This window comes from Streptomyces sp. NPDC050508 (assembly GCF_040655155.1).
Taxonomy (GTDB): domain Bacteria; phylum Actinomycetota; class Actinomycetes; order Streptomycetales; family Streptomycetaceae; genus Streptomyces.
On the sequence record NZ_JBFAJJ010000004.1, the window covers coordinates 677920 to 699350 of the forward strand.

General features: G+C 69.9%; 20 protein-coding genes and 1 tRNA gene. 9 read left to right on the forward strand and 12 right to left on the reverse strand.

The genetic code is table 11. The features are described 5' to 3' along the window. Positions 1-200 precede the first annotated feature (200 nt). Complete coding sequence (locus AB0I69_RS15355; RefSeq protein WP_363096099.1) at positions 201-953, forward strand: cobalt-precorrin-6A reductase; 753 nt, start codon at positions 201-203, stop codon at positions 951-953. On the opposite strand, the gene AB0I69_RS15360 is transcribed toward AB0I69_RS15355, so the two are convergent. The 4 genes from AB0I69_RS15360 to AB0I69_RS15375 form a co-directional block, all read right to left on the reverse strand. After that, positions 937-1422 (reverse strand): hypothetical protein, encoded by a 486-nt coding sequence (locus AB0I69_RS15360; protein WP_363096100.1) that lies wholly within the window; start codon positions 1420-1422, stop codon positions 937-939. The two genes, AB0I69_RS15355 and AB0I69_RS15360, sit on opposite strands and share 17 nt — an antisense overlap. Positions 1423-1465: 43 nt before the next feature. Then, positions 1466-3544, reverse strand: a complete 2079-nt coding sequence (locus AB0I69_RS15365; RefSeq protein WP_363096101.1) for an MDR family MFS transporter — start codon at positions 3542-3544, stop codon at positions 1466-1468. Between the two features lie 72 nt (positions 3545-3616). Beyond that, positions 3617-4390 carry a precorrin-6A synthase (deacetylating) gene (gene cobF / locus AB0I69_RS15370; RefSeq protein ID WP_363096102.1) on the reverse strand — a complete coding sequence of 258 codons (774 nt, stop codon included), beginning with the start codon at positions 4388-4390 and terminating at the stop codon, positions 3617-3619. Between the two features lie 57 nt (positions 4391-4447). After that, complete coding sequence (locus AB0I69_RS15375; RefSeq protein ID WP_363096103.1) at positions 4448-4969, reverse strand: DUF309 domain-containing protein; 522 nt, start codon at positions 4967-4969, stop codon at positions 4448-4450. 99 nt (positions 4970-5068) lie between these two features. Between AB0I69_RS15375 and AB0I69_RS15380 the strand changes: the two genes are divergently transcribed. After that, positions 5069-5142: transfer RNA gene (locus AB0I69_RS15380), tRNA-Pro, on the forward strand. A 199-nt stretch (positions 5143-5341) separates the two neighbouring features. Further along, positions 5342-6244 carry a hypothetical protein gene (locus AB0I69_RS15385; RefSeq protein WP_363096104.1) on the forward strand — a complete coding sequence of 301 codons (903 nt, stop codon included), beginning with the start codon at positions 5342-5344 and terminating at the stop codon, positions 6242-6244. A 140-nt stretch (positions 6245-6384) separates the two neighbouring features. Here the strand turns inward: AB0I69_RS15385 and AB0I69_RS15390 are convergent, their stop codons facing one another. Continuing rightward, a complete protein-coding gene (locus AB0I69_RS15390) occupies positions 6385-6981 on the reverse strand; it encodes a DUF4328 domain-containing protein (protein ID WP_363096105.1) in 597 nt (198 codons plus the stop codon). Between the two features lie 694 nt (positions 6982-7675). After that, entirely contained in the window at positions 7676-8716 is a 1041-nt protein-coding gene (locus tag AB0I69_RS15395; RefSeq protein ID WP_363096106.1) for a helix-turn-helix domain-containing protein, read from the reverse strand. 203 nt (positions 8717-8919) lie between these two features. Here AB0I69_RS15395 and AB0I69_RS15400 point away from each other — a divergent pair, with 203 nt between their 5' ends. The 4 genes from AB0I69_RS15400 (at position 8920) to AB0I69_RS15415 (ending at position 12315) form a co-directional block, all read left to right on the forward strand. Continuing rightward, complete coding sequence (locus AB0I69_RS15400; RefSeq protein ID WP_363096107.1) at positions 8920-10398, forward strand: TIGR00366 family protein; 1479 nt, start codon at positions 8920-8922, stop codon at positions 10396-10398. A gap of 125 nt (positions 10399-10523) precedes the next feature. Further along, complete coding sequence (locus AB0I69_RS15405; RefSeq protein WP_363096108.1) at positions 10524-11171, forward strand: hypothetical protein; 648 nt, start codon at positions 10524-10526, stop codon at positions 11169-11171. Positions 11172-11220: 49 nt separating this feature from the next. Further along, positions 11221-11634: a DUF6153 family protein gene (locus AB0I69_RS15410; protein WP_363096109.1), complete on the forward strand. Its 414-nt coding sequence runs from the start codon at positions 11221-11223 to the stop codon at positions 11632-11634. Positions 11635-11700: 66 nt separating this feature from the next. Then, positions 11701-12315 (forward strand): DUF305 domain-containing protein, encoded by a 615-nt coding sequence (locus tag AB0I69_RS15415; RefSeq protein ID WP_363096110.1) that lies wholly within the window; start codon positions 11701-11703, stop codon positions 12313-12315. A gap of 60 nt (positions 12316-12375) precedes the next feature. Here the strand turns inward: AB0I69_RS15415 and AB0I69_RS15420 are convergent, their stop codons facing one another. Next, on the reverse strand, positions 12376-13503 hold the full coding sequence (locus tag AB0I69_RS15420) for a DUF5954 family protein (RefSeq protein ID WP_363096111.1): 1128 nt from the start codon (positions 13501-13503) through the stop codon (positions 12376-12378). A gap of 165 nt (positions 13504-13668) precedes the next feature. On the opposite strand from AB0I69_RS15420, the gene AB0I69_RS15425 reads away from it, so the two are divergent. After that, positions 13669-14331 carry an NUDIX domain-containing protein gene (locus tag AB0I69_RS15425; RefSeq protein WP_363096112.1) on the forward strand — a complete coding sequence of 221 codons (663 nt, stop codon included), beginning with the start codon at positions 13669-13671 and terminating at the stop codon, positions 14329-14331. Between the two features lie 87 nt (positions 14332-14418). Further along, positions 14419-15405, forward strand: coding sequence for an aldo/keto reductase (locus AB0I69_RS15430; RefSeq protein WP_363096113.1), 987 nt, complete (start codon positions 14419-14421; stop codon positions 15403-15405). Between the two features lies 1 nt (position 15406). Here the strand turns inward: AB0I69_RS15430 and AB0I69_RS15435 are convergent, their stop codons facing one another. Genes AB0I69_RS15435 through AB0I69_RS15455 form a run of 5 tightly spaced genes read right to left on the reverse strand, consistent with a single transcriptional unit; the run spans position 15407 to position 21414 of the window. Further along, positions 15407-16192: a GntR family transcriptional regulator gene (locus AB0I69_RS15435; RefSeq protein ID WP_363096114.1), complete on the reverse strand. Its 786-nt coding sequence runs from the start codon at positions 16190-16192 to the stop codon at positions 15407-15409. A 32-nt stretch (positions 16193-16224) separates the two neighbouring features. Beyond that, a complete protein-coding gene (locus tag AB0I69_RS15440) occupies positions 16225-17718 on the reverse strand; it encodes a CoA-acylating methylmalonate-semialdehyde dehydrogenase (protein ID WP_317879915.1) in 1494 nt (497 codons plus the stop codon). Positions 17719-17747: 29 nt separating this feature from the next. Further along, a complete protein-coding gene (gene iolD / locus AB0I69_RS15445; RefSeq protein WP_363096115.1) occupies positions 17748-19625 on the reverse strand; it encodes a 3D-(3,5/4)-trihydroxycyclohexane-1,2-dione acylhydrolase (decyclizing) in 1878 nt (625 codons plus the stop codon). Continuing rightward, positions 19625-20521: a 5-deoxy-glucuronate isomerase gene (gene iolB, locus AB0I69_RS15450; RefSeq protein ID WP_363096116.1), complete on the reverse strand. Its 897-nt coding sequence runs from the start codon at positions 20519-20521 to the stop codon at positions 19625-19627. The genes iolD and iolB overlap by 1 nt, the downstream gene beginning before the upstream one ends. 14 nt (positions 20522-20535) lie before the next feature. Next, positions 20536-21414, reverse strand: coding sequence for a deoxyribose-phosphate aldolase (locus AB0I69_RS15455; RefSeq protein WP_363096117.1), 879 nt, complete (start codon positions 21412-21414; stop codon positions 20536-20538). Positions 21415-21431: the final 17 nt, after the last annotated feature.

Here is a 21431-nt window from a genome sequence, read left to right on the forward strand (position 1 = left end):
AGGCGTGGGAGGTGCCCCCAGCCCCGCGACGCCCGGCACGCGCTCTCGCCGCACCGGGCGAAAGCCCAAGTACGTCCAGTACGAGGGCTTCCGCCCGGCACACCGAGAGCACGCACCGGACGCCGCGGGGCCCGCCCTTCGGGCGGACGACGGGACTTTGCGGACACGACCTAGGCCCCGTGACCTCGTACGCTCACCGCATGTCCCCGCACATTTTGATCCTCGGCGGCACCACCGAGGCACGTGAGTTGGCCGCCGAGCTGGCGGCACGGCCGTCCGAGGTCCGGGTCACCACGTCCCTCGCCGGGCGGGTGTCGCGGCCGGGGGCGTTGGCCGGGGACGTACGGATCGGCGGGTTCGGCGGGGCCGAGGGGCTGGCCGAGTGGTTGCGGGAGCACCGCGTGGACGCCGTCGTCGACGCCACACACCCCTTCGCCGAGTCGATCACCGCGAACGCGGCGCGGGCCGCGGCGGCGACCGGGCTGCCCGTCGTGGTGCTGCGCCGACCGGGCTGGCAGCCGGGGCCCGAGGACCACTGGCACATGGTCGCGTCGCTGCCCGAGGCCGCGGAGGCGCTGCCCGGACTCGGGCGCCGGGTCCTCCTGACCACCGGCCGCCTCGGTCTCGCCGCCTTCGCCCACCTGCCCCAACTGCACTTCGTCGTACGGTCGGTGGAGCCGCCCGCACCTCCGATGCCGCCGGACACCGAGGTGCTGCTGGCGCGCGGACCCTTCACGGTGGCCGACGAGGCGGCGCTGCTGCGCGAGCACCGTATCGACGTGGTCGTGACGAAGGACAGCGGGGGACCGGCGACGTCGGCCAAGCTCACGGCCGCGCGCGAGGCGGGCGTCCCGGTCGTGGTCGTACGACGGCCGCCGTTGCCGGAGGGGGTGAGCGCGGTGCCTGATGTGGCCGGGGTGCTGGAGCGGCTGGGGCTCAGCCCGGGGCGATGACCGTGGCCCGGAGACGGTCCACCGCGCGCAGCACCTCGTCCCGGTTCTTGGCGCTCTTCATCCAGACCGGGAGCCGGGCGACCAGCGTCTTCTTCCGACCGGTGTCGTACCAGGGCGCGCGTTCGCGCAGGTCGGCGGCGACGAACCGCCTGATCAGGTCCAGGTGCGGGAGGTTGTACGCCCACAGCTCCCCGTGCCTGGTGTCGGTCTGCAGCCACAGCGTCGGGTAGGAACAGTCGCTGGTGTACCGCGAGGAGCGGTACGCGCCGGTGCCGATCTGGCACAGGCCGCAGGACCGGCAGACGAGACGGGAGCGCGGTTCTCTCCTGCCATTGGCGTCGGGAGGCGCGGAAGGGCGGTGCTCGAAGTGGGCGATCCGGTCGCACCGCGGGCAGCGGACCAGCATCGACGCCGCGAAGTGGCCGCTGGTGTGGCCGGGGTCGTAGAAGCGCACGGGCGTCGGGGACATGCCGTGAGTATGACCGCGCCCCCGCTTGCCGGGCACGCCGTTTTCACGGCGCCGAGCTCGACTCCAACTCCGCCCCACGCCGCGGCAGTCCGGAGGTCAGGTCCTCCACCAGGAGGCGCTTGGCGATGGAGTCGACCGCGGCGCGCAGATCCGTGTCCGAGGGGCGGCCGATGTCCTGCTGCACCCGGTCCTCCAGCCAGTTGCCCCACGCCTTGCCGATGACCTCGGCCTCGCGTTCGCCGGCCGCGGTGTGGGAGAGGAGGTAGCCGTCGCGGGTCAGATAGCCCTCCTCGACCATGCGGTCGAAGACCGGGAGGAGCACCTCCGGAGGCATGTGGCGGCGGGCCGCGATCAGGCCGAGGCTCGCGTGGCCGACCATCCTGCCGAACAGTTCGACCTGCATCACGGCCCAGGCACCGGCGACGTCCAGCCGGGTGTCGGAGCCGGTGATGATCCGCCGGGCGGTGTCCAGGTCCGTACTGCCGATGACCTTGCCGACGGCCGCTTCGAGGAGCCGTTGCGAGTCCCCGCCGCGCGGTTGCGCGAAGCCCTCGCCCATGTCGGTGGAGCCCTTCCGCGCACTGTCGCGCAGTTCGACCTGCTTGAGGAAGAGAGCCACGACGAAGCCGATCGCCGCGACCGGGACCGTCCATCGGAACACCGTGTGGATGGTGTCGGCGTACGCGTTGATGATCGGTGCCGCGGCGGCGTGCGGCAGCTTGTGCAGGCCCTCCGGGCTCGTCGCCGCCTTGGCGATGACGGCAGGGTTCAGTGCGCTCGTCCTCGCGGCCGACGCGATCCCGTCCTTGAGGTTCGGCCCCAGGGTGTTGGCGTAGATCGTGCCGAAGACGGCGGTGCCGAACGAACTGCCCAGCGTACGGAAGAAGGTGACGCCGGAGGTCGCGGTGCCGAGGTCGGTGTACTCGACGGTGTTCTGCACGGCGATCGTCAGCACCTGCATGCACAGCCCGATGCCGGTGCCGAGCACGAACATGTACACCGACTCCAGGAACGCGCCGGTGCCCGGACCCATGAGGGACATCAGATACAGGCCGACTCCCATCACCGCGGAGCCGATGATCGGGAAGATGCGGTACTGGCCGGTCTTGCTGACCACATTGCCGCTGAAGACGGATGCGATCAGCAGCCCGATCACCATGGGCAGCGTCCGCACACCCGAGATCGTGGCCGAGTCGCCGTCGACGTACTGCAGATAGGTCGGCAGATACGTCAGCGCGCCGAGCATCGCGAAGCCGACGATGAAGCTGAGGATCGAGCAGACCGCGAACACCGGATTGGTGAACAGCCGCATGGGCAACATGGGTTGCTCGGCCCGGGTCTCCACCCAGCAGAACAGGCCGAGCGCGATCGCACCGCCCACGAACAGGCCGATGATGGTCGCCGAACCCCACGCGTACTCGTTGCCGCCCCAACTCGTCGCCAGGATCAGCGAGCTCGCGCCGACCGCGACGAGCGCGATGCCCAGATAGTCGATGACGGGCCGCATCGCCGACTTGACCACGGGGATGGTGCGGGCCGCCGCGATGACGACGACGATCGCGATGGGGACGTTGACGTAGAACGCCCAGCGCCAGGTGAGGTGGTCGGTGAACAGGCCGCCCAGCAGCGGTCCGATGACCGTGGCCACGCCGAACACCGCGCCGATCGCGCCCTGGTACTTGCCGCGTTCCCGCAGCGGGATGACGTCGGCGATCAGCGCCATCGCCGTCACCATCAGACCGCCCGCGCCGATGCCCTGCACGGCCCGCCAGGCGATCAGCAGCGTCATGTTGGTGGAGAAGCCGCACAGGAACGAGCCCGAGATGAACACGATCGCCGAGACCTGGAAGACCACCTTGCGGCCGAACAGGTCACCGAACTTGCCGACCAGCACGGTCGCCACGGTCTCCGCGAGCAGATAGGCGGTGACCACCCACGACATGTGCGCGGCACCGCCCAGGTCCGACACGATCGTCGGCAGCGCCGTGCCCACGATGGTCTGGTCGAGGGCCGCCAGCAGCATGCCCAGCATGATCGTCACGAAGACGACGTTGCGGCGGCGGGAATCCAGCACGGGGGGCTGCTGCGCGGAAGGCAGCGCGGTGTCCTCGGCGACTGTCACGAGGTCACTTTCACACCAGGGGACCGCCTCTGCACAGTGGGCGGGTCCGCTCGGGTACCCGGCCCCAGCCCGTTACTCGCCCTTCGGGTGCCGCCGCAGCAGGTACGTGTCCATGATCCAGCCCTTGCGCTCACGGGCCTCCGCGCGCAGCCGCTCGATGCGCGGAGCGGCCTCGGCTATCGGACCGGAGGCGAGGATCTCGTCCGGGGTGCCCAGATAGGCGCCCCAGTAGATGTCGATGTCCTGGTCGGCGTACCGCCGGAACGCCTGATGCGCGTCCAGCATCACGACCACGTCGTCCACCCCGTCCGGGAACCCCTCGGACAACCGCCGGCCCGTGGTGATCTGCACCGGCCGGGCAACCCGGTTCAGCCCTGTCCGGTGCCGGGCGACGAGCGCCGAGACACTGCTGATGCCGGGCACGACGTCGTACTCGAACGCCACCGCACCCCGCTCCAGGATCTCCTCCAGGATGCCGAGCGTGCTGTCGTACAGCGAAGGATCCCCCCACACCAGGAACGCGCCGCTCTCGTCCTCGCCCAACTCCTCGGTGATGAGCCGCTCGTAGATCTCGGCCCGGGCACTGCGCCAGTCGCCGACCGCAGGCGAGTACGCGGCACCCCCGGCCGTCCGGTCCCGCTCCGGGTCCCGCGCCTCGACCAGGCGATACGTCCCCTCCGGTATGTGCGCGTCAAGCATGTCCCGGCGAAGCTGCGTGAGGTCGGACTTCACCTCGCCCTTGTCGAGAATGAAGAACACGTCGGTGCTCCGCAGCACCCTGACCGCCTGCAGGGTCAGCTGCTCGGGGTCGCCCGCGCCGATACCGATGACATGAATCTTTCGCACACCCCCGAGTCTGCCCCACGCCACTGACAGTCCGTACACCGCACCGGCACGCACCGGCTACGGCGTCCCCCGCAGCCGAGGTGCCCGCGCGCGGGCGTCCACGTCCCCGCCCTCCCGTTCCACGTGGTCCGCGAGTCCCCGCGCCCAGGCGGCGACCCCTGCGAGTTCCATCCCGTACGGCTGCTCCCGTCCCGTCCGCGACGCCCACTCCTCGACGCCCCCGGCGCCGCGCCGCAGCAGTCGGGCGCCGCCGGTGACGTTCCCCCGGGCCGCGTGCGTGAGCCCCACCGCGAGTTGGGCGAGCCCACGCCACAGGGCACGCTCCTCGTCCGGCCCCGACTTCCAGGCGTCCTCGAAGACCTCGTGCGCGTGGAACGGTTTCCCCTCGTCGAGCAGCGCCTGCGCCTCGACGACGGTCTCCTCCGGCGCGCGGACGACCCCCTCGGGCTGCCGCGCCACACCGTCCGCGTCGTACGGCAACGGTCGCCCGAGCCCGTCCCGCGGCCGGGCGTTGCGCGCCCGCCCCGCGTCGTCCCGGTCCCGCGCGTCGGCCGTACCGCCTGAGGATGTGTCGCCCATACGACGATTGTCCCGCGCCCGGTGCCGGCTCAGGCGCACCCCGGGCGTGGGGTAAAGTGCTGTTCGCGCGATCACGCGGTTCACTGCGGGAAGCGCGAACGGGACGTGGCGCAGCTTGGTAGCGCACTTGACTGGGGGTCAAGGGGTCGCAGGTTCAAATCCTGTCGTCCCGACTCGTACGAGTCGCAGATCAGGGGCGGTTTCGGAGAAATCCGAGACCGCCCTTTGATCATTTCTGGGGACCTGAGGGGACCATCAGAACTTAGTCCAGACCTAGGTGAACCTCTCCGTACCCCCGTCCGTAGCCAGTGCAGTGCCCGCGGCGATCCCGTGGGCCCACCGATCGTCGACGGACAGGAACGGATGCACTCAATGATGAGATCTGGAACCGCGACGCGACTCCCGCTCGACCGTCCCATCCGCTCGTTCACCAGACGCGGGCGCGCGCTGGGCGTGGCGCTCGCTCTCGGCGTGTTGCTGGCGTCGGGCGCGACAATGACCCTTGCCGCACCGGCAGTTGCCGCGACGGGTGACGTCAAGTGCCCGTCCACGGATTGCGTGCGGATCGCGCCGGCTGCCGGCTCCCCGGTCGCCATCGCCCCCGACAACGCAGGCGCGGTGTATCTGGCGTACTCGGGAGGAGATCTGCTCAAGCTCGACCTGGCCACCGGAGCGCTCGACACGGTCACCACCGGTCTGGGCAACCTCCGGGGCGTGGCCGTCGCCGGCGGCAGCGCGTACATCACCAGCTTCGACGGCACGCTCCAGCAGGTCACCCTCGCCACGGGCAGTCGCCGTACCCTGGCCGCCGGCCTGCCCTCGCTCTTCGGCGTGGCCCGCCTCGGCACCACCACCTATGTCACCGACGGCAACGGAGAGATCGTCGCCGTCCCGGACGGCGGGACATCACGCGTGGTGGCCACGGGGCTCGGCTTCTCCTACGGCCTCGCGTTCGACAAAGCGGGACTCGCCTACACCGCGGACATGGGCCAAGGGCGCATTCTCCAGACCAACGTGGCCACCGGTACGACGCGTGTGCTGGCCAGTGAGACCTACGAACCCACGTCGATCTCGGTCGGCGGTGACGGCCTGGTCTACTTCATGGTCGGCGACGAGGTGAAGCGGGTGAACGCCGCCACCGGGGTGCAGTCCCACGTCACCAACCTCCTCGGGATCAACGCCTTCAGCTTCTCGCTGGCGGCCTCCGGGGACGCGTACACCACCGGTGGCGCCGGTGACGGCCTGTGGCGGATCGCCGGCCTGACGTCGCGCTGAGGCCGTAGGCACCTCGCCCGGCGGTCCGGGATACCGGAACACCGAAACATCGCAACAGTGATCACGGAAGGGTGCCCGGGGGGTCTTCCCCCAGTCGGGCACCCTTTCGCTTGGTCTCAGGTGAAATCGACCTCTGCGTTCTATGCGAGAGGTGCGACCGGCACGGTGGCGCCGAACTCGGCACTCTGCAACGCCGTGATGCGTTCGATGACGAGCCCCATCAGCACGCCGGCCACGATCATGAGCGCCTCCGCCACCACGAGGAAGGCCATCGAGCCGGGAGCCACTCGGCCCCCTGCCACGAGCACCAGCGCGTGCGTGATCCAGGCGACCCACCACAGGTTCACCAGTGTCGTGTCCCGCTTCTGCTCCCACGACGCGGAGCTCGCGCGCCCGATGTCGAGGACCAACCGGCGCGGGACGAACAAGTTGACCACCGGTATCAACCACGCGCCGATCGTCCAGCCCCGACTCGGGATCGATGCCCCGGGGGACAGCGCCTGGGCGTTGCTCCGGGACCGGGCGAGCCACACGAGGAACAGCACGATCGCAAGCGTCATCACATAGAGGAAGATCATGAAGATGAAGCCCGACGTGTGCAGTGACGCATCCGTCGGGCGCAGGTAGTGGTCCCGGACTGCCGCCGCGCGGAACACGTCCACCACGGCGGCCACCGCTATCGCCGCCTGCGCGGAACGGGCAAGGATCCAGGGAGCTTTGCGGGCGGTGCTCGTCATCGTCTTCAGCCAGTCTCGGAGGTGGGTGCGGCCGCAGCGGACGCTGGGGCGGAGTGATCATAGGGTCTAGTCATCGCACGCGCGTACGACTTTCGGGTCCTCGGTCGCGCGGTGTACGGCCCCGACTGCGCGGATCGCCGTAAGTGCACGGAGGCCGGTGGTCCCCGCCCGGAGTGCGGCCCTGCGACCCCGTCCAGGGCGACCAGCCGTGCGGAACCACGCCATCCTCACGGAAGGGCTGCGGTGCGAGCCGCACAGGTACTCGACGGAGAACTTCTCGTCGGCGAGGCCGACAAGCCGACCCCTGGTGATGGTCGGGTGCTCGCGCGCATACGTGCCTGCACCATCTGTGCGTCCGACCTGTCCCGGCGGTTTCAGCGAGTACGTGGTACTGGACGAGGAATTCGTCCTGGAGGTTTCCGAGAACGTCGACGACGATCCGGCCGCGCTGGTCGAACCCTTGGTGGTCGGCATCGAGCACGCCGCCGTACGAGGTGATTCCCCAACTGGACGGTCGACGTACGACCGTCGTCTGTCAATGCGTCGGTGTGAAGGGGCTGCTCAACGAGATCATCAACTCGGTCGGGTGCGACACCAAGATCGTGACGGGTGGATGCTCGATGGAGGCGGAGGGGATCGTCGTCCGCTACGGCGGTCTGCTTCAGCAATTGCTCGGCCCGGGACCACCCTTCCGTCACGTCCGGGGACCGTCGTGGGACCGCGCGTACTGGGCGGGTGTCTGGCCGTACTGCTTCTTGAAGGCCCGGACGAAATGGCTGGTGTCCGCGAACTGCCAGAAGCGGGCGACCTCCGACACGCCGGGTCGGGCGATCGGCCTGGTGAGTGCGAGCCGGGCCTGTTCCAGGCGTTCGTGGCGGATGTGCGTGGTCACGGACTCGTCGGTCGCGGCGAACGCCCGATGCAGTGTGCGCACCGAGATGTTGAGTTCACGGGCCAGCATCCGGGGGGACAGCTCGGGATCGGACAGATGGCTGCGGACAAGGTCCTTGGCCGCCCGGACCAGGGAGGGGGCCAGCTGCGGCTCGGTCCCGTCGACCTTCTGCGTGAGGACACCCAGGGCCAGTTCGAGCAGCGCGTTGCGCGCGGCCTGGACGCCGGCCGGGGAGAGCTCGTCGAGCTGGGCGTCGACCATGCGCGCGTGCGCGAGGAGGAGCCGCATTTCGGCGGAGTCGGCGGAGCCCAGGACCGGCCGTCGGTGGATGAGCGGTCCGAGGTGGGCGACCGGCAGCACGAGTTTCTTTGTCGTGTTCGTGTGCGCTTTTACCGCGAATCGCCATGACGGATTGTTGTGCCGGGCAATGAACTGACCGGTCGACACCATGACGCGGTCGCGGTCCCCGGGGCGGGCAAAACCCCAAGTGCCCTTCTCCACCACGTCCACGACCAGCATGTCGGAGAAATATTCGGAATCGATCCATGTTCCGTCGGCCGTGGTCGACGCATAGCAAATGCTCGTGATCAGCACGTCATGAATTCTGACGCCGTGGATACTCGCCCGGGAATCACCGGAACCGGTCAGCCCGGCCGCCGGCAGCGGAACGGACCTGCCTGCCTGGATGTCCCACTGGTGGCGGAGGAAGGCCCGCCGCTCTCCCGCGCACGGGCCGACCAGGCTGGCGGAGAACCTCCGGCGCGGGACGCGCGGAACGGACGGAGCGGACGGTGTGCGCTGCGGTGTGCCATGTGCCGGCTCGGTGTCTGTCATGTCGGTCATGCCCTACGAACCTGCTCTCCGGTCGCTCGTCAGCCAGTCTCTGTGCCCGCGGGCCGCCGGGCGTGGAACATCGGCGCCTACTTGATGGAATGCGCGCGCCAAGTGGGAACCTCCCCGGGCCGGGTGTGCGGGGGACGGTCTACGGTTCCGGTCCTGGTCGCATTCCTTTCGACAGGTATATCGGCAATGAGGTGAGGAGCATCATGTCCGAGACTGCGCCAAAGGCTCCCGAATCGACAGTGAAAGACGGCGGGACCTGGATCTCCCGACTGGCGCTGCGTTTCACCGACTTCACCGAGAAATGGCTGCCCGACGCACTGGGTTTCGTCCTGGTCGGCACATTCCTGATCTTCGCACTGGGACTGGTCTCCGGCGAGAAACTCCTCGGCGCACCGGCCGACCCCACGGCGACGAGCGGGTTCGGTCTGGTCGACGCGTGGGGGCAGGGATTCTGGTCCCTCATCACCTTCACGCTGCAGATGGCGATGATCATCATCGGTGGGTACGCGGTCGCCGTCTCCCCGCCCGTGGGACGTCTGATCGCACGGCTCGCGGCCCGGCCCACGACCCCGCGCGGAGCCATCACCTTCACCGCCGCCGTCGCCATGCTCACCGCCTATGCGAACTGGGCCTTCAGCCTCGTCTTCACCGCCATCCTCGCCAAGGAGATCGCACGCCGCGTCCCCGGGGTGGACTACCGCGCACTCGGCGCGATGGCCTTTCTGGGGCTCGGCACGGTGTGGGCCCAAGGCCTGTCCGGGTCGGCCGCGTTGCAGGTGGCGAGCGCGGGATCGAGCCCCGAGTCCGTACAGAAGGTCATCGCCGAAGGGCGTGGCAGCGGGCTGATACCGCTCACCGACACCATCTTCCTGTGGCAGGGCGTGGTGGCCACGGCCGTCATCTTCGTGCTCGCCGTCGGCATGGCCTGGCTCCTCTCGCCCGCACCGGAGCACGCGAGGACCGCGGAACGGCTCGGGATCGACCTGGGTCCCGCCCTCGACCGGCAGCGCCACGAGAACCGGCGCGGCCGACCGGGCGACTGGATCGAGCACAGCCCGGTCTTCACGATCCTGCTGTTCCTCCTTGGCGCCTGGTACCTCGCCCGGCACTTCGCCAACGCCGCGGGCAATCCGCTCAACGCCCTGGATCTGAACACCATCAACCTGATCCTCATCCTGCTGGCCCTCATCCTGCACTGGCGACCGGTGAACCTCGCCCGCGCAGTCCGTGACGGCGTGCCCGCGACCTCGGGCGTACTGCTTCAATTCCCGCTGTACGGCGGCATCTTCGGGATGATCGCCTACACCGGCCTGCACCGGACGATCGCCGACTGGCTGGTGTCGGTGTCGAACGAGTTCCTCTACCCGGCCTTCATCGCGATCTACAGCTGCGTCCTCGGCGTGTTCGTGCCCAGCGGCGGCAGCAAGTGGGTGATCGAGGCGCCCTACGTCCTCGACGCCGCCAACCAACTCCACGTGAACCAGGGCTGGATGGTCGTCGTGTACGACCTCGGCGAGGCCGGCGCCAACCTGCTGCAACCGTTCTGGATGCTGCCCACGCTGGCGATCCTGGGGCTCAAGGCACGCGACATCATGGGCTACACGTTCGCGATGTTCCTCGCCCTCTTCCCCGCCACGCTGGTGCTCGTCACCCTGTTCGCCCGGACGCTCCCGTTCCCCTGACGGTCCGCACCGGGGTGTCGGTAGGACCACCCCCGATCCGGTCCTCAGGCCCAGGGACGGTGGGCGCCGTCGGCGGCAGGATTCATGGCGTACCGAATCCACCACACGGAAATCCGGGGGACCCCATGAACGAAATGTCGGCCAGGCGTCTGGCGGGCGGCGCGGGAATCGCCGCCGCGGTCGCCTTCATCGTCGAAGTACCCCTGTACTTCATCTATTCGGGGCCGCCGCCGGACGCCAACGTGCTGGCCAGGCTGCTGATCGGGATCGTGGCGTTGGCATTCCTGCTCGTGTTCGTGACGGCCTTCCGTGAACTGGTGAAGCGCGTGAACCCCGACTACGAGTGGGCCGGTTCGATGGCCTTCACGGCGGGGCTGGTCTACGCGACGATCACCCTGGTCTCCAGCGGTCTGGAAGCCGGTGCGGTCATCGCCGCCGACCATCCGATCGACCCGACCATCGAGGTCAGCGGCACATACATCCTCTACGGGTCGATCTCGCGCCTCATGCTCGCGTTCTTCCTGACCGCGCTGGGCTTCGCCGTCTCCCGCACGAAACTGCTGCCGCGCTGGACCGGCAGGTCGGCCTACGTCCTGGCCGGGATCAATCTGGCCTTCGTGCCGTCCCTGTTCTTCGGGAACACTCCCGCGCACTTCTACGCGGCGAACGGCTGGGGCACCACCGCCCTCATGGGCGCGATTCTCAGCTACTGGCTGCTGGCGCTGGGTATTTCCACCTACCGCAGCGCGAAGGCGCCGGCGCTGAGGCACTGACAGAGGGACCGGGTACGGGTTCGATACCCAGGGTGGGTATGGTGGCGTCATGGCCCGTCCCGAGCAGCCCGTAGGACCGCACCTGACGGTGCGGTCCTACGGGCTGCTCGTGGCCGCTCTGCTGTTCGGCCTGCTCGGTATGCACGGACTCGGGCCCGTCCCCATGCTCGACCCCGCACCCGGGCACTCCGTGACGGCCACGACCGTGGCCGTCGGCGAGGAGGCGTCGACACCGGGCCCCTGCGATCACGACACGGGCGACTGCGGCAGCCACATGACACACGCGGACGCGACCTGCGCCTCCGCGTCCGTCGCCGGTGCCCCGGCGGTGCTTCCGGTACTGCAGCCCGATATGGCGGCCTGTGCCCAGGTGCCGGACGGGCGGGTGTCCGTGACCGGCAGCGGTCCCGACGGCGGCCGGGCCCCGCCCTCCCTCGCCGAACTCCAACTCCTGCGGATCTAGAGCATCCCGCGCGCCACCGCGCGCTCCGGTATGCCCTGCACAGACAACCGTTCCAGGAGTACCACCATGACCGCACAGCGCAGGTTCGTCCGTCGTACCGTTCTCGCCGTCACCGCCTCGGTGGCCGCCCTCACGCTCGCCGCGTGTGGCAACGACGGCGACAGCAAGGCAAGCAGCGGGACCGGAACCGGGACCGAGACCGGAACCGGCGGGCACAACGCCGCGGACGTCTCGTTCTCGAAGGAGATGATCCAGCACCACCGGCAGGCCGTGGAGATGGCCGGACTGGCCGCCGACCAGGCCTCCTCGACCCAGGTGAAGAGCCTCGCCACGAAGATCAAGGGTGCACAGGACCCGGAGATCATGACCATGTCCGGCTGGCTCACCTCGTGGGGCGAGAAGGTGCCCCAGGCCATGTCCGGCATGGGTCACGACATGTCGTCCTCGGCGCCCGGGATGATGAGCGACGCCGACATGGGCAAGCTGGAGAAGGCCTCCGGCACCGAGTTCGACAGCATGTTCCTCAACATGATGGTCGAACACCACAAGGGCGCCATCGACATGGCCAAGACCGAGAAGGCGGACGGCAAGTACAAGCCCGCCACCGGGCTCGCGGCCGACGTGATCACGGCGCAGAGTGCCGAGATCACGCAGATGAACAAGATGCTCGGCAAGAGCTGACACCACCGCTGAACCGCTGAACAGGGTGGGGCCGGCCGCGCGGTCGGCCCCACCCCCGGCTCAGGTGTCCTCCGCCGCCGCTCGTCGTCGGCGTTGTTCCTCGAACAGCCGCAGGAACTCCTTCGCCTGCTCCTCCGCCACGCGCTGCTGCTCGGCCTCCTCCTCGCTCAGCACCCGGTCCTCGTCGAACAGGCCCTCCTCGCGCAGCTGCTTCTCCTGGACGGCGGTCGGCAGCTCCGGGTCGTGGTCGGAGGGGCGCGGGCCCTCGGGACCGTCGGGGCCGATGCGCACGAGCCGTTCGACGCGCACGATCCGCGTCCGGCACCCGTCGATCTCGATCTCGTCGCAGCGCTCGGCGTCGATCCGGTCGGCCACGCGTCCGTACTCGGCCCGCGTCTCGTCGTCGAGCTGTTCCATGACCGGCGCCATCACCCGCAGATAGGTGGTGAGCGTGTCCCGCGCGCCCTGCGGGCTCGGGTTCGTCATCTGCGTCGGCGACCAGCCGCCGTCCGCGTACTCGGCCGCGGTGAACTCGGCGGGCAGCAGCACACCCCCGGGATGCGTCTCCAGGGCGCGCACCGAGTCCTTGCGTACGGCGGCGGGAGCCGTGCCCGGGGCGCGGACCAGTTGCAGCAGCTCCATCCGCAGGATGCCCTCGGACATCCCGGTCGCGGTGAACGGGTCGATCACGAACCCCGCTGTGCGGCTGGGGAGTTCGTGACTGTGCCCGACCGCCGCCGGGTCGGGGTCGGACGGCCGGGGCGGCTCCGGTCCCGTCGGTCCCATCCGGATGAACTGGTCGGCCCGCACGACCCGGAACCGGCGGCCGAGCACGGTCAGTTCGTTCACGGCCTCCCAGTCCAGCTGCTCCGCCATCCGCAGCCACTCCTGCTGAGCCGCCGTGTCGCCCGCGTCACCGGCGTCCCGCGCCCGCTCCCGGAACGTCATGGCCATGGCGTCGCGAGAGCCCTGCGGAGCGCAGTTCGCGAACCGGGAGAGGACCCGCCACCCGCCGGACTCCAGCTCCTCCGCGACTCCGAACACCGGGCCGCCGCCGGCGAGGACGTTCGGATAGGCCGTACGGGCCTGCCACGCCTCCACGTCCGCGAGTGCCGCCGCCGGGGCGTCCGGCAGCGCTTCCATCCTGATCACCCGGTAGCCGGGAACCTGATCACCGTGCTCAGACATGCCCCCAGCATGCCCAGCCCGCAGGACGGTAGGCGACGAATCAACGCAACCGGTACATCAGTTGAGCTCGCAGCTCACCGTTTTCGGCCATGCGTCCCGCGCCCTCAGGTGATAGACGTCGGGCATGAACAACTCGATCATCACCTCCCGTACGGCCGCCGCCCGATGACCGCGGGCGCCGACACTCCCGACCGCCGGGGCCGCACCGGCCTGGACCGCACCGGCCTCGACCTGACCGGCAACCCCCGCGTCAGAGTCCGCGACGTGACACTGCTGTCCAGCCACTGGTACGTCGAGCGCACCACGACCTTCGACTTCCAGCACGGCGACGGCACCTGGACGACCCAGGAACGCGAGACCCACGACCGCGGCAACGGCGCCACCCTGCTCCTCTACGACGCCGAGCGCGAAATGGTCCTGCTCACCCGCCAGTTCCGCTTCCCCGTGTACGTCAACGGCCACCCCGACGGCATGCTCGTCGAGACCCCGGGCGGACTCCTCGACGACGAGGACGAGCACCCGGAGGAGGCCGTACGACGCGAGGTGGTGGAGGAGACAGGGCACACCGTCGGCGAGGTGGAGCACGTCTTCGACGTCTACATGAGCCCCGGCTCGGTCACCGAACGCATCGGCTTCTACGCCGCCTCCTACGGCCCCTCGACCCGCACCCACGAGGGAGGCGGCCTCCAGGAGGAGGGCGAGGACATCGAGATCCTCGAACTGCCCTTCCGTAGAGCCCTGGAGATGATCCGCACCGGCGAGATCGCCGATGCCAAGACCATCATGCTGCTCCAATGGGCGGCGCTGGACGGGCCGTTCGCCAAGTAGGCGCCCAGAAGCTTGACTTGAAGTGCGCTTCAAGCGCGAGACTCCCGTTCGTGCCCGGAGGACCGGGTGCGAACGGGAGGGATCATCATGAAGTACCGCACGATAGGCGCCGATCCGGCCCACCGCCGTGAGGTGAGCGTTCTGGCGCTCGGCGCGATGCTGTTCGGCTCCCGCACCGACGAGGAGACCTCCTTCGCCGTGCTCGACCGCTATGTCGAGGCCGGCGGGAACTTCATCGACACGTCGGACAACTACGCCTTCTGGACCGACGGAAGCCAGGGCGGCCAGAGCGAGAAGCTGCTCGGACGGTGGCGGCGCAGCCGCGGCATCGGCGACGAGATCGTCATCGCCACCAAGCTCGGCGCCCGCCCGCTGGCACCCGGCACGGGTTTCGTCGACAACCCGGAGGGCCTGTCCGCGAAGGTCATCCGCGAGTCGGCCGAGCGCAGCCGCGAACGCCTCGGCGTGGACAAACTGGATCTGCTGTACGCGCACATCGAGGACCAGAGCGTTCCGCTGCAGGAAACCGTCGAGGGGTTCGCCGAGTTGGTGGCCGAGGGCACGGTGGGTCTCCTGGGCGTCAGCAACCACGCCGCCTGGCGCGTGGAACGGTCCCGCGCGCTCGCCGCCGCGGCCGGGCTGCCCGGCTACGAGGTCCTCCAGTACCAGCACAGCTATCTGCGCCCCAGGACCGATGTACCGTCCGGCCTCTTCCCCGACGGCAGCCTCGGCAGCGCCGGCCCGGACCTGCTCGGCTATCTGCGTGCCGAGCCCGCCCTCACCCTGGTCGCCTACTCACCCCTGCTGGCCGGCGCCTACACGCGCGAGGACAAACCCCTGCCCGCCGACTACGACCACCCGGGCACCCCCGCCCGCCTCGCCGCGCTGCGGGAGGTGGCGAAGGAGACCGGGGCGAGTGTCAACCAGGTCGTACTGGCATGGCAGTTGGGCGGTCCGCTGCCGATCGTCCCGCTCGCGGGGGCGTCGTCGGTGGCCCAGTTGGAGGAGAACCTAGCGGCCGTGGACCTGGAGCTGACGGCGGAGCAGCGGGAACTCCTGGACTCCGCCGTGTAGTTCAGGGCCTGACCAGCAACTGGAAGTCGAACGCGTACCGGGACGCCCGGTAGATGTGCGTCCCGTACTCGACCGGCCGGCCCGTGTCGTCGTAGGCCGTGCGCTGCATGGTGAGCAGGGCCGCGCCCTCCTTCTCGTCGAGGCGGGCGGCCTCCTCGGGGGTGGCCGAGCGGGCGCCTATCGTCTGGCGGGCGCTGTGCAGGGTGATGCCGGCGGTGCGCAGCATCCGGTACAGGCCCGTCGACTCCAGCCGGGCGGTGTCGAGTTCGAGCAGGTTCACCGGGAGGTAGTTGCAGAGGAACGCCACCGGCTGGCCGTGCGTGGAGCGCAGTCGCTCCAGGAGCGTGACCTCGCTGCCCTCCGCGACACCGAGGGCGGCCGCGACATCCGCGGTCGCGGGCACACCCTCGTTGCGCAGCACCTCCGTGGTTGGGCCCTGCCCGGCCGACTCCAGGTCGTCGTAGAGGCTGCTGAGTTCCAGCGGTCTCTTGACCTGGCTGTGCACCACCTGGGTGCCGACCCCGCGCCGCCGGACCAACAGCCCCTTGTCGACTAGGGATTGGATGGCCTGGCGGACGGTGGGGCGGGACAGGCCGAGGCGTACGGACAGGTCGATCTCGTTGCCCAGGAGGTTGCCCGGCGCCAGCGTCCCGTGCTCGATCGCCGCCTCCAGCTGCTGTGCGAGCTGATAGTACAGCGGCACCGGACTGTTGCGGTCCAGGGCGAAATGCAGGGCATCGAGCGGGGACCCGTTCGCGGCACGCGCGTAGTCACCGGTCTTCGCCACAGGGGCACCTCCTCACGGATCGTGACGGATTGTCAGGAGTTGCTGGGGAAACCGAGGTTGATGCCGCCGTCGGCCGGGTCCGGCCAGCGGGTGGTGATCACCTTGCCCTGGGTGTAGAAGGCGACGCCGTCGTTGCCGTAGACGTGGAGGTCCCCGAAGAGGGAGTCCTTCCAGCCGCCGAAGGAGTGGTAGCCGACGGGCACCGGGATCGGCACGTTCACGCCGACCATGCCCGCCTTGACCTCCATCTGGAAGCGGCGGGCGGCGCCGCCGTCCCGGGTGAAGATCGCGGTGCCGTTGCCCCAACGGGAGCTGTTGATCAGGGTGATGGCCTCGTCGTAGGACTCCGCGCGGACGACGACCAGGACCGGTCCAAAGATCTCGTCCTTGTACGCGTCCGCCGTCAGCGGCACCTTGTCGAGGAGGGAGACGCCGAGGAAGAAGCCGTCCTCGTGGCCCTCGACCGAGAAGCCGGTGCCGTCGACGACGACCTCGGCGCCCTGCGCGGCGGCCGACGCGACGTACGACGCGACCTTGTCGCGGTGCTCGCGGGTGATGAGCGGGCCCATCTCGGACGCCGGGTCGTTGCCGGGGCCGATGCGCAGGTTGCCGGCGCGCTCGGCGATCTTGGCGACCAGCTCGTCGCCGGTGTCGCCGACCGCGACCACGACGGACACGGCCATGCAGCGCTCGCCGGCCGAACCGTAGGCCGCGTTGATCGCCTGGTCGGCCGCGAAGTCCAGGTCCGCGTCCGGGAGGACGAGCATGTGGTTCTTGGCGCCGCCGAGGGCCTGCACGCGCTTGCCGTGCTCAACTGCCTTGAGCTGGATGTACTTTGCGATCGGCGTCGAGCCGACGAACGAGACGGCCTCGATGTCCGGGTGCTCCAGGATGCGGTCGACGGCCACCTTGTCGCCCTGGACGACGTTCAGCACACCCTGCGGCAGGCCTGCCTCGGAGGCGAGTTCGGCGAGACGGTACGACGCCGACGGGTCCTTCTCGCTCGGCTTGAGGATGAAGGTGTTGCCGGTCGCGATGGCCAGCGGGAACATCCACATCGGCACCATGGCCGGGAAGTTGAAGGGCGTGATACCCGCAACCACGCCCAGGGGCTGGCGAATCGAGGCCACGTCGACGCGCGTGGAGACCTGCGTCGACAGCTCGCCCTTCAGCTGCACGCTGATGCCGCAGGCGAGTTCGACGATCTCCATGCCGCGCGCGACCTCGCCGAGCGCGTCCGAGTGGACCTTGCCGTGCTCGGCGGTGATCAACTCGGCGATCTCGTCGCGGTGCGCGTCCAGCAGCTCGCGGTACTTGAACAGGATCGCGGTGCGCTTGGCGAGCGAGGACGTGCCCCAGCTCTCGAACGCGGCCTTTGCGGAGGCGACGGCGGCGTCCACCTCGTCGACGGTCGCGAAGCCGACCTGCTTCTCCTGCGCGCCGGTCGCCGGGTTGTACACGGGACCGAAACGGCCCGAGGTGCTCTCGACGGGCTTGCCGTCGATCCAGTGAGTGATCGTCTTCATGGTGCACGTGCCTTTCGGGGGAGGGGAGTTCAGAGGTGGCGGCGACGGTCGGCGACCTGGCGGTCGTACTCCTCGCGGGCCTGTACGGCCGATGCGCGCGAGGCGGTCTCGGCGACCGGTACGTCCCACCAGGCCTCGGCCGGGGGAGCGGTCGGGGTGGCGATGTCGGTCTCGACGTAGACGCAGGTCGGCCGGTCGGAGGCGCGGGCCGTGGCGAGCGCCTCGCGCAGTTCGCGCACCGTCTTGGCGCGCAGGACGTCCATGCCGAGGCTGGCCGCGTTGGCGGCGAGGTCGACCGGGAGCGGGGCGCCCGAGAAGGTGCCGTCGGCCGCGCGATAGCGGTAGGCGGTGCCGAAGCGCTCGCCGCCGACCGACTCGGAGAGGCCGCCGATGGAGGCGTAGCCGTGGTTCTGGATCAGGACCAGGTTGACCGGGAGGCCCTCCTGGACGGCGGTGACGATCTCGGTCGGCATCATCAGGTAGGTGCCGTCGCCGACCAGCGACCACACGGGGGTGTCGGGGGCGGCCTGCTGGACGCCGATGCCGGCCGGGATCTCGTAGCCCATGCAGGAGTAGCCGTATTCGAGGTGGTACTGGCGGGGGCTGCGCGCCCGCCACAGCTTGTGCAGGTCGCCGGGGAGCGAGCCGGCCGCGTTGATGACCACGTCGTCGTCGCCGACGACCGCGTCGAGGGCGCCGAGGAGTTGGGTCTGGGTCGGTACGGCGTTCTCGTCGGGGGCGGTGAACGCGGTGTCAACAACCTGTTCCCAGCGCTCTTTGCCCTCGCGGTACTCGGCCTCGTAAGCCGAGTTCACACGGTGATCGGCGAGTGCCTCCGTCAACGCGGTGAGTCCTGTCCTCGCGTCGCACACCAGGGTGCGCGCGGCCAGCTTGTGGGCGTCGAACGCGGTGATGTTGAGGTTGACGAACCGCACGTCCGGGTTCTGGAAGAGCGTGTTCGACGCCGTCGTGAAGTCCGTGTAGCGGGTGCCGACGCCGATCACCAGGTCCGCGGTGCGCGCGATGTCGTCGCTGACGGCCGTGCCGGTGTGGCCGATGCCGCCCAGGTCCGCCGGGTGGTCGTAGCGGAGCGAGCCCTTGCCCGCCTGGGTGGAGGCGACCGGGATGCCGGTGGCGTCCACCAGCGCCTTCAGCGCCTCCTCGGCCTGGCTGTGGTGGATGCCGCCGCCCGCGACGATCACCGGACGCTCGGCGGCCCGGATCGCCGCGACCGCCTCCGCCAGCTCGAACGGATCGGCCGCGGGACGCCGTACGTGCCACACGCGGTCGGCGAAGAACTCCTCCGGCCAGTCGAAGGCCTCGGCCTGAACGTCCTGCGGGAGAGCGAGAGTTACGGCTCCGGTCTCCACGGGGTCCGCCAGCACGCGCATCGCGTTCAGCGCCGCAGGGATCAGGGCCTCCGGGCGGGAGACGCGGTCGAAGTAGCGGGAGACCGGGCGCAGGGTGTCGTTGACCGAGAGGTCCGCCTCGACCGGGTGCTCCAGCTGCTGGAGGAGCGGGTCGGCGGCGCGGGTCGCGAAGTAGTCGCCGGGGAGGAGCAGGACCGGCAGGCGGTTGATCGTGGCCAGCGCGGCGCCCGTGACCAGGTTGGTCGCGCCCGGTCCGATGGACGTCGTGACCGCCTGCGCGGAGAGCCGGTCGAGCTGACGGGCGTAGCCAACTGCCGCGTGCACCATGGCCTGTTCGTTGCGGCCCTGGTGGAACGGCATCGTGTCCTCGCCGGCTTCGAGCAGCGCCTGGCCGAGTCCGGCAACGTTGCCATGGCCGAAGATGCCCCAGGTGCCGGCGATCAGCCGGTGCCGTACGCCGTCGCGCTCGGTGTACTGGACCGACAGGAACTGCACCAGGGCCTGGGCGACGGTCAGTCGGCGGGTGGGGGTGCTCATCAGGACTTCTCCGGTGCCGTGTAGAGGGGGAGGCGGGGGTCGACGGGCTGCTCGGGCCAGGTGCCGCGGACCCAGGCGTGATCGGGGTGGTCGCAGATCAGCCAGGAGCGGTCGTCGTCGGGACCCGCCATGACGTTGAGGTAGTACATGTGGTGGCCGGGCACCGCCATCGAGGGCCCGTGCCAGCCGTCCGGGATCAACACGACGTCCCCGCCCCGCACTTCGGCCAGGACGTCCGTGTTGCGGCCGTGCCCGGACGGGGAGACGCGCTGGTAGCCGAGACCGGGGGTGCCCTCGTGGTCGGCGAACTCGAAGTAGTAGACCTCTTCGAGGACGGACTCCTCGCCGGGCCGGTGCTCGTCGTGCTTGTGCGGCGGGAAGGACGACCAGTTCCCGCCAGGGGTGATCACCTCTACGGCGATGAGCTTGTCGCACTCGAAGACGCCGGCCGCGCCGAAGTTGTTGACCTGCCGCGAACTGTTGCCGGTGCCGCGCAGCTCCACCGGCACCGACGAGGCCGGGCCGTAGCGGGCGGGCAGCCGGCGGGTGCAGCGGGCGCCGGTCAGCGCGAAGCGGCCACCGCCGGGCGACGAGATCGTCGTACGGGAATCGCGTGGGACGTACGCGAAGTCGCTCACGGCGGTGAACACGCTCTCGCGGCCGTGGAGTTCGAAGGTGTCGTGGCCGAAGTCGTCGGCGGCGGAGACCGTGCAGGCGCCGGCCAGCGGGACGACGATCCACTCGCTGTCTTCGGTGTCGAAGGTGTGGGCGCCGCCCGGCGGCAGCTCCAGGACCCGCAGGCTGGAGTAGCCCCAGGCCGCCGACTCGGGGGTCACGTCCACGACGTAGGGGCCGCCCAGGGCCTTGCCTGCGGGAAGGTGATACGCGCTCGTCATCGTGTGCCTCCGGTTCACAACAGACCTACAGCGGTGTCCACCGCCGTCTCCACGCCGCCGTCGGCGGGGTACAGCAGGGAGCGGCCCACGACCAGGCCCTGGACGGTGGGCAGGCGCAACGCCTTGCGCCACTTCTCGTACGCGCCCTCCTGGTCGTCCCCGACCTCGCCGCCTAGCAGCACGGTCGGCAGTGTCGAGGTCTCCAGGACCTCGGCCATGTCGTCCGGGTCGTCGGTGACGGGCAGTTTCAGCCAGGTGTAGGCGGAGGTGCCGCCCAGGCCGGACGAGATCGCTATCGAGCGGGTCACGGCCTCCGCGGACAGGTCGTTGCGGACTTTGCCGTCGACCCTGCGCGAGATGAACGGCTCTACGAACAGGGGGAGTTGGTGTGCCGCCATGTCGTCGATGGCGCGGGCCGTCGACTCCAGGGTGGTCAGCGAGCCCGGGTCGTCGTAGTCGATGCGGAGCAGCAGCTTGCCCGCGTCGAAGCGGAGGCGGGCGATGTCCTCGGCGCGGTGGCCGGTGAACCGGTCGTCCATCTCGAACGCGGCGCCGGACAGGCCGCCGCGGTTCATCGAGCCCATCACGACCTTGCCGTCCAGGACGCCGAGGAGGAGCAGGTCCTCCAGGATGTCGGCGGTGGCCAGTACCCCGTCGACGCCCGGCCGGGACAGCGCGATGCACAGCCGTTCCAGCAGGTCGGCGCGGTTGGCCATGGCCGTGCGGCGGTCGCCGACGCCCAGGGCGCCACGGGCCGGGTGGTCGGCGGCCACGATCATCAGGCGGCCGCTGTCGCCGAGCAGCGGGCGGCGTATCCGGCGGGCCGCCGCCTCGGCGACGGCCTCCGGATGCCGGGCTCTGACCGTGACCAGGTCGGGGATGCTGATGCTCAAGAGAAGCTCCGTTCAGG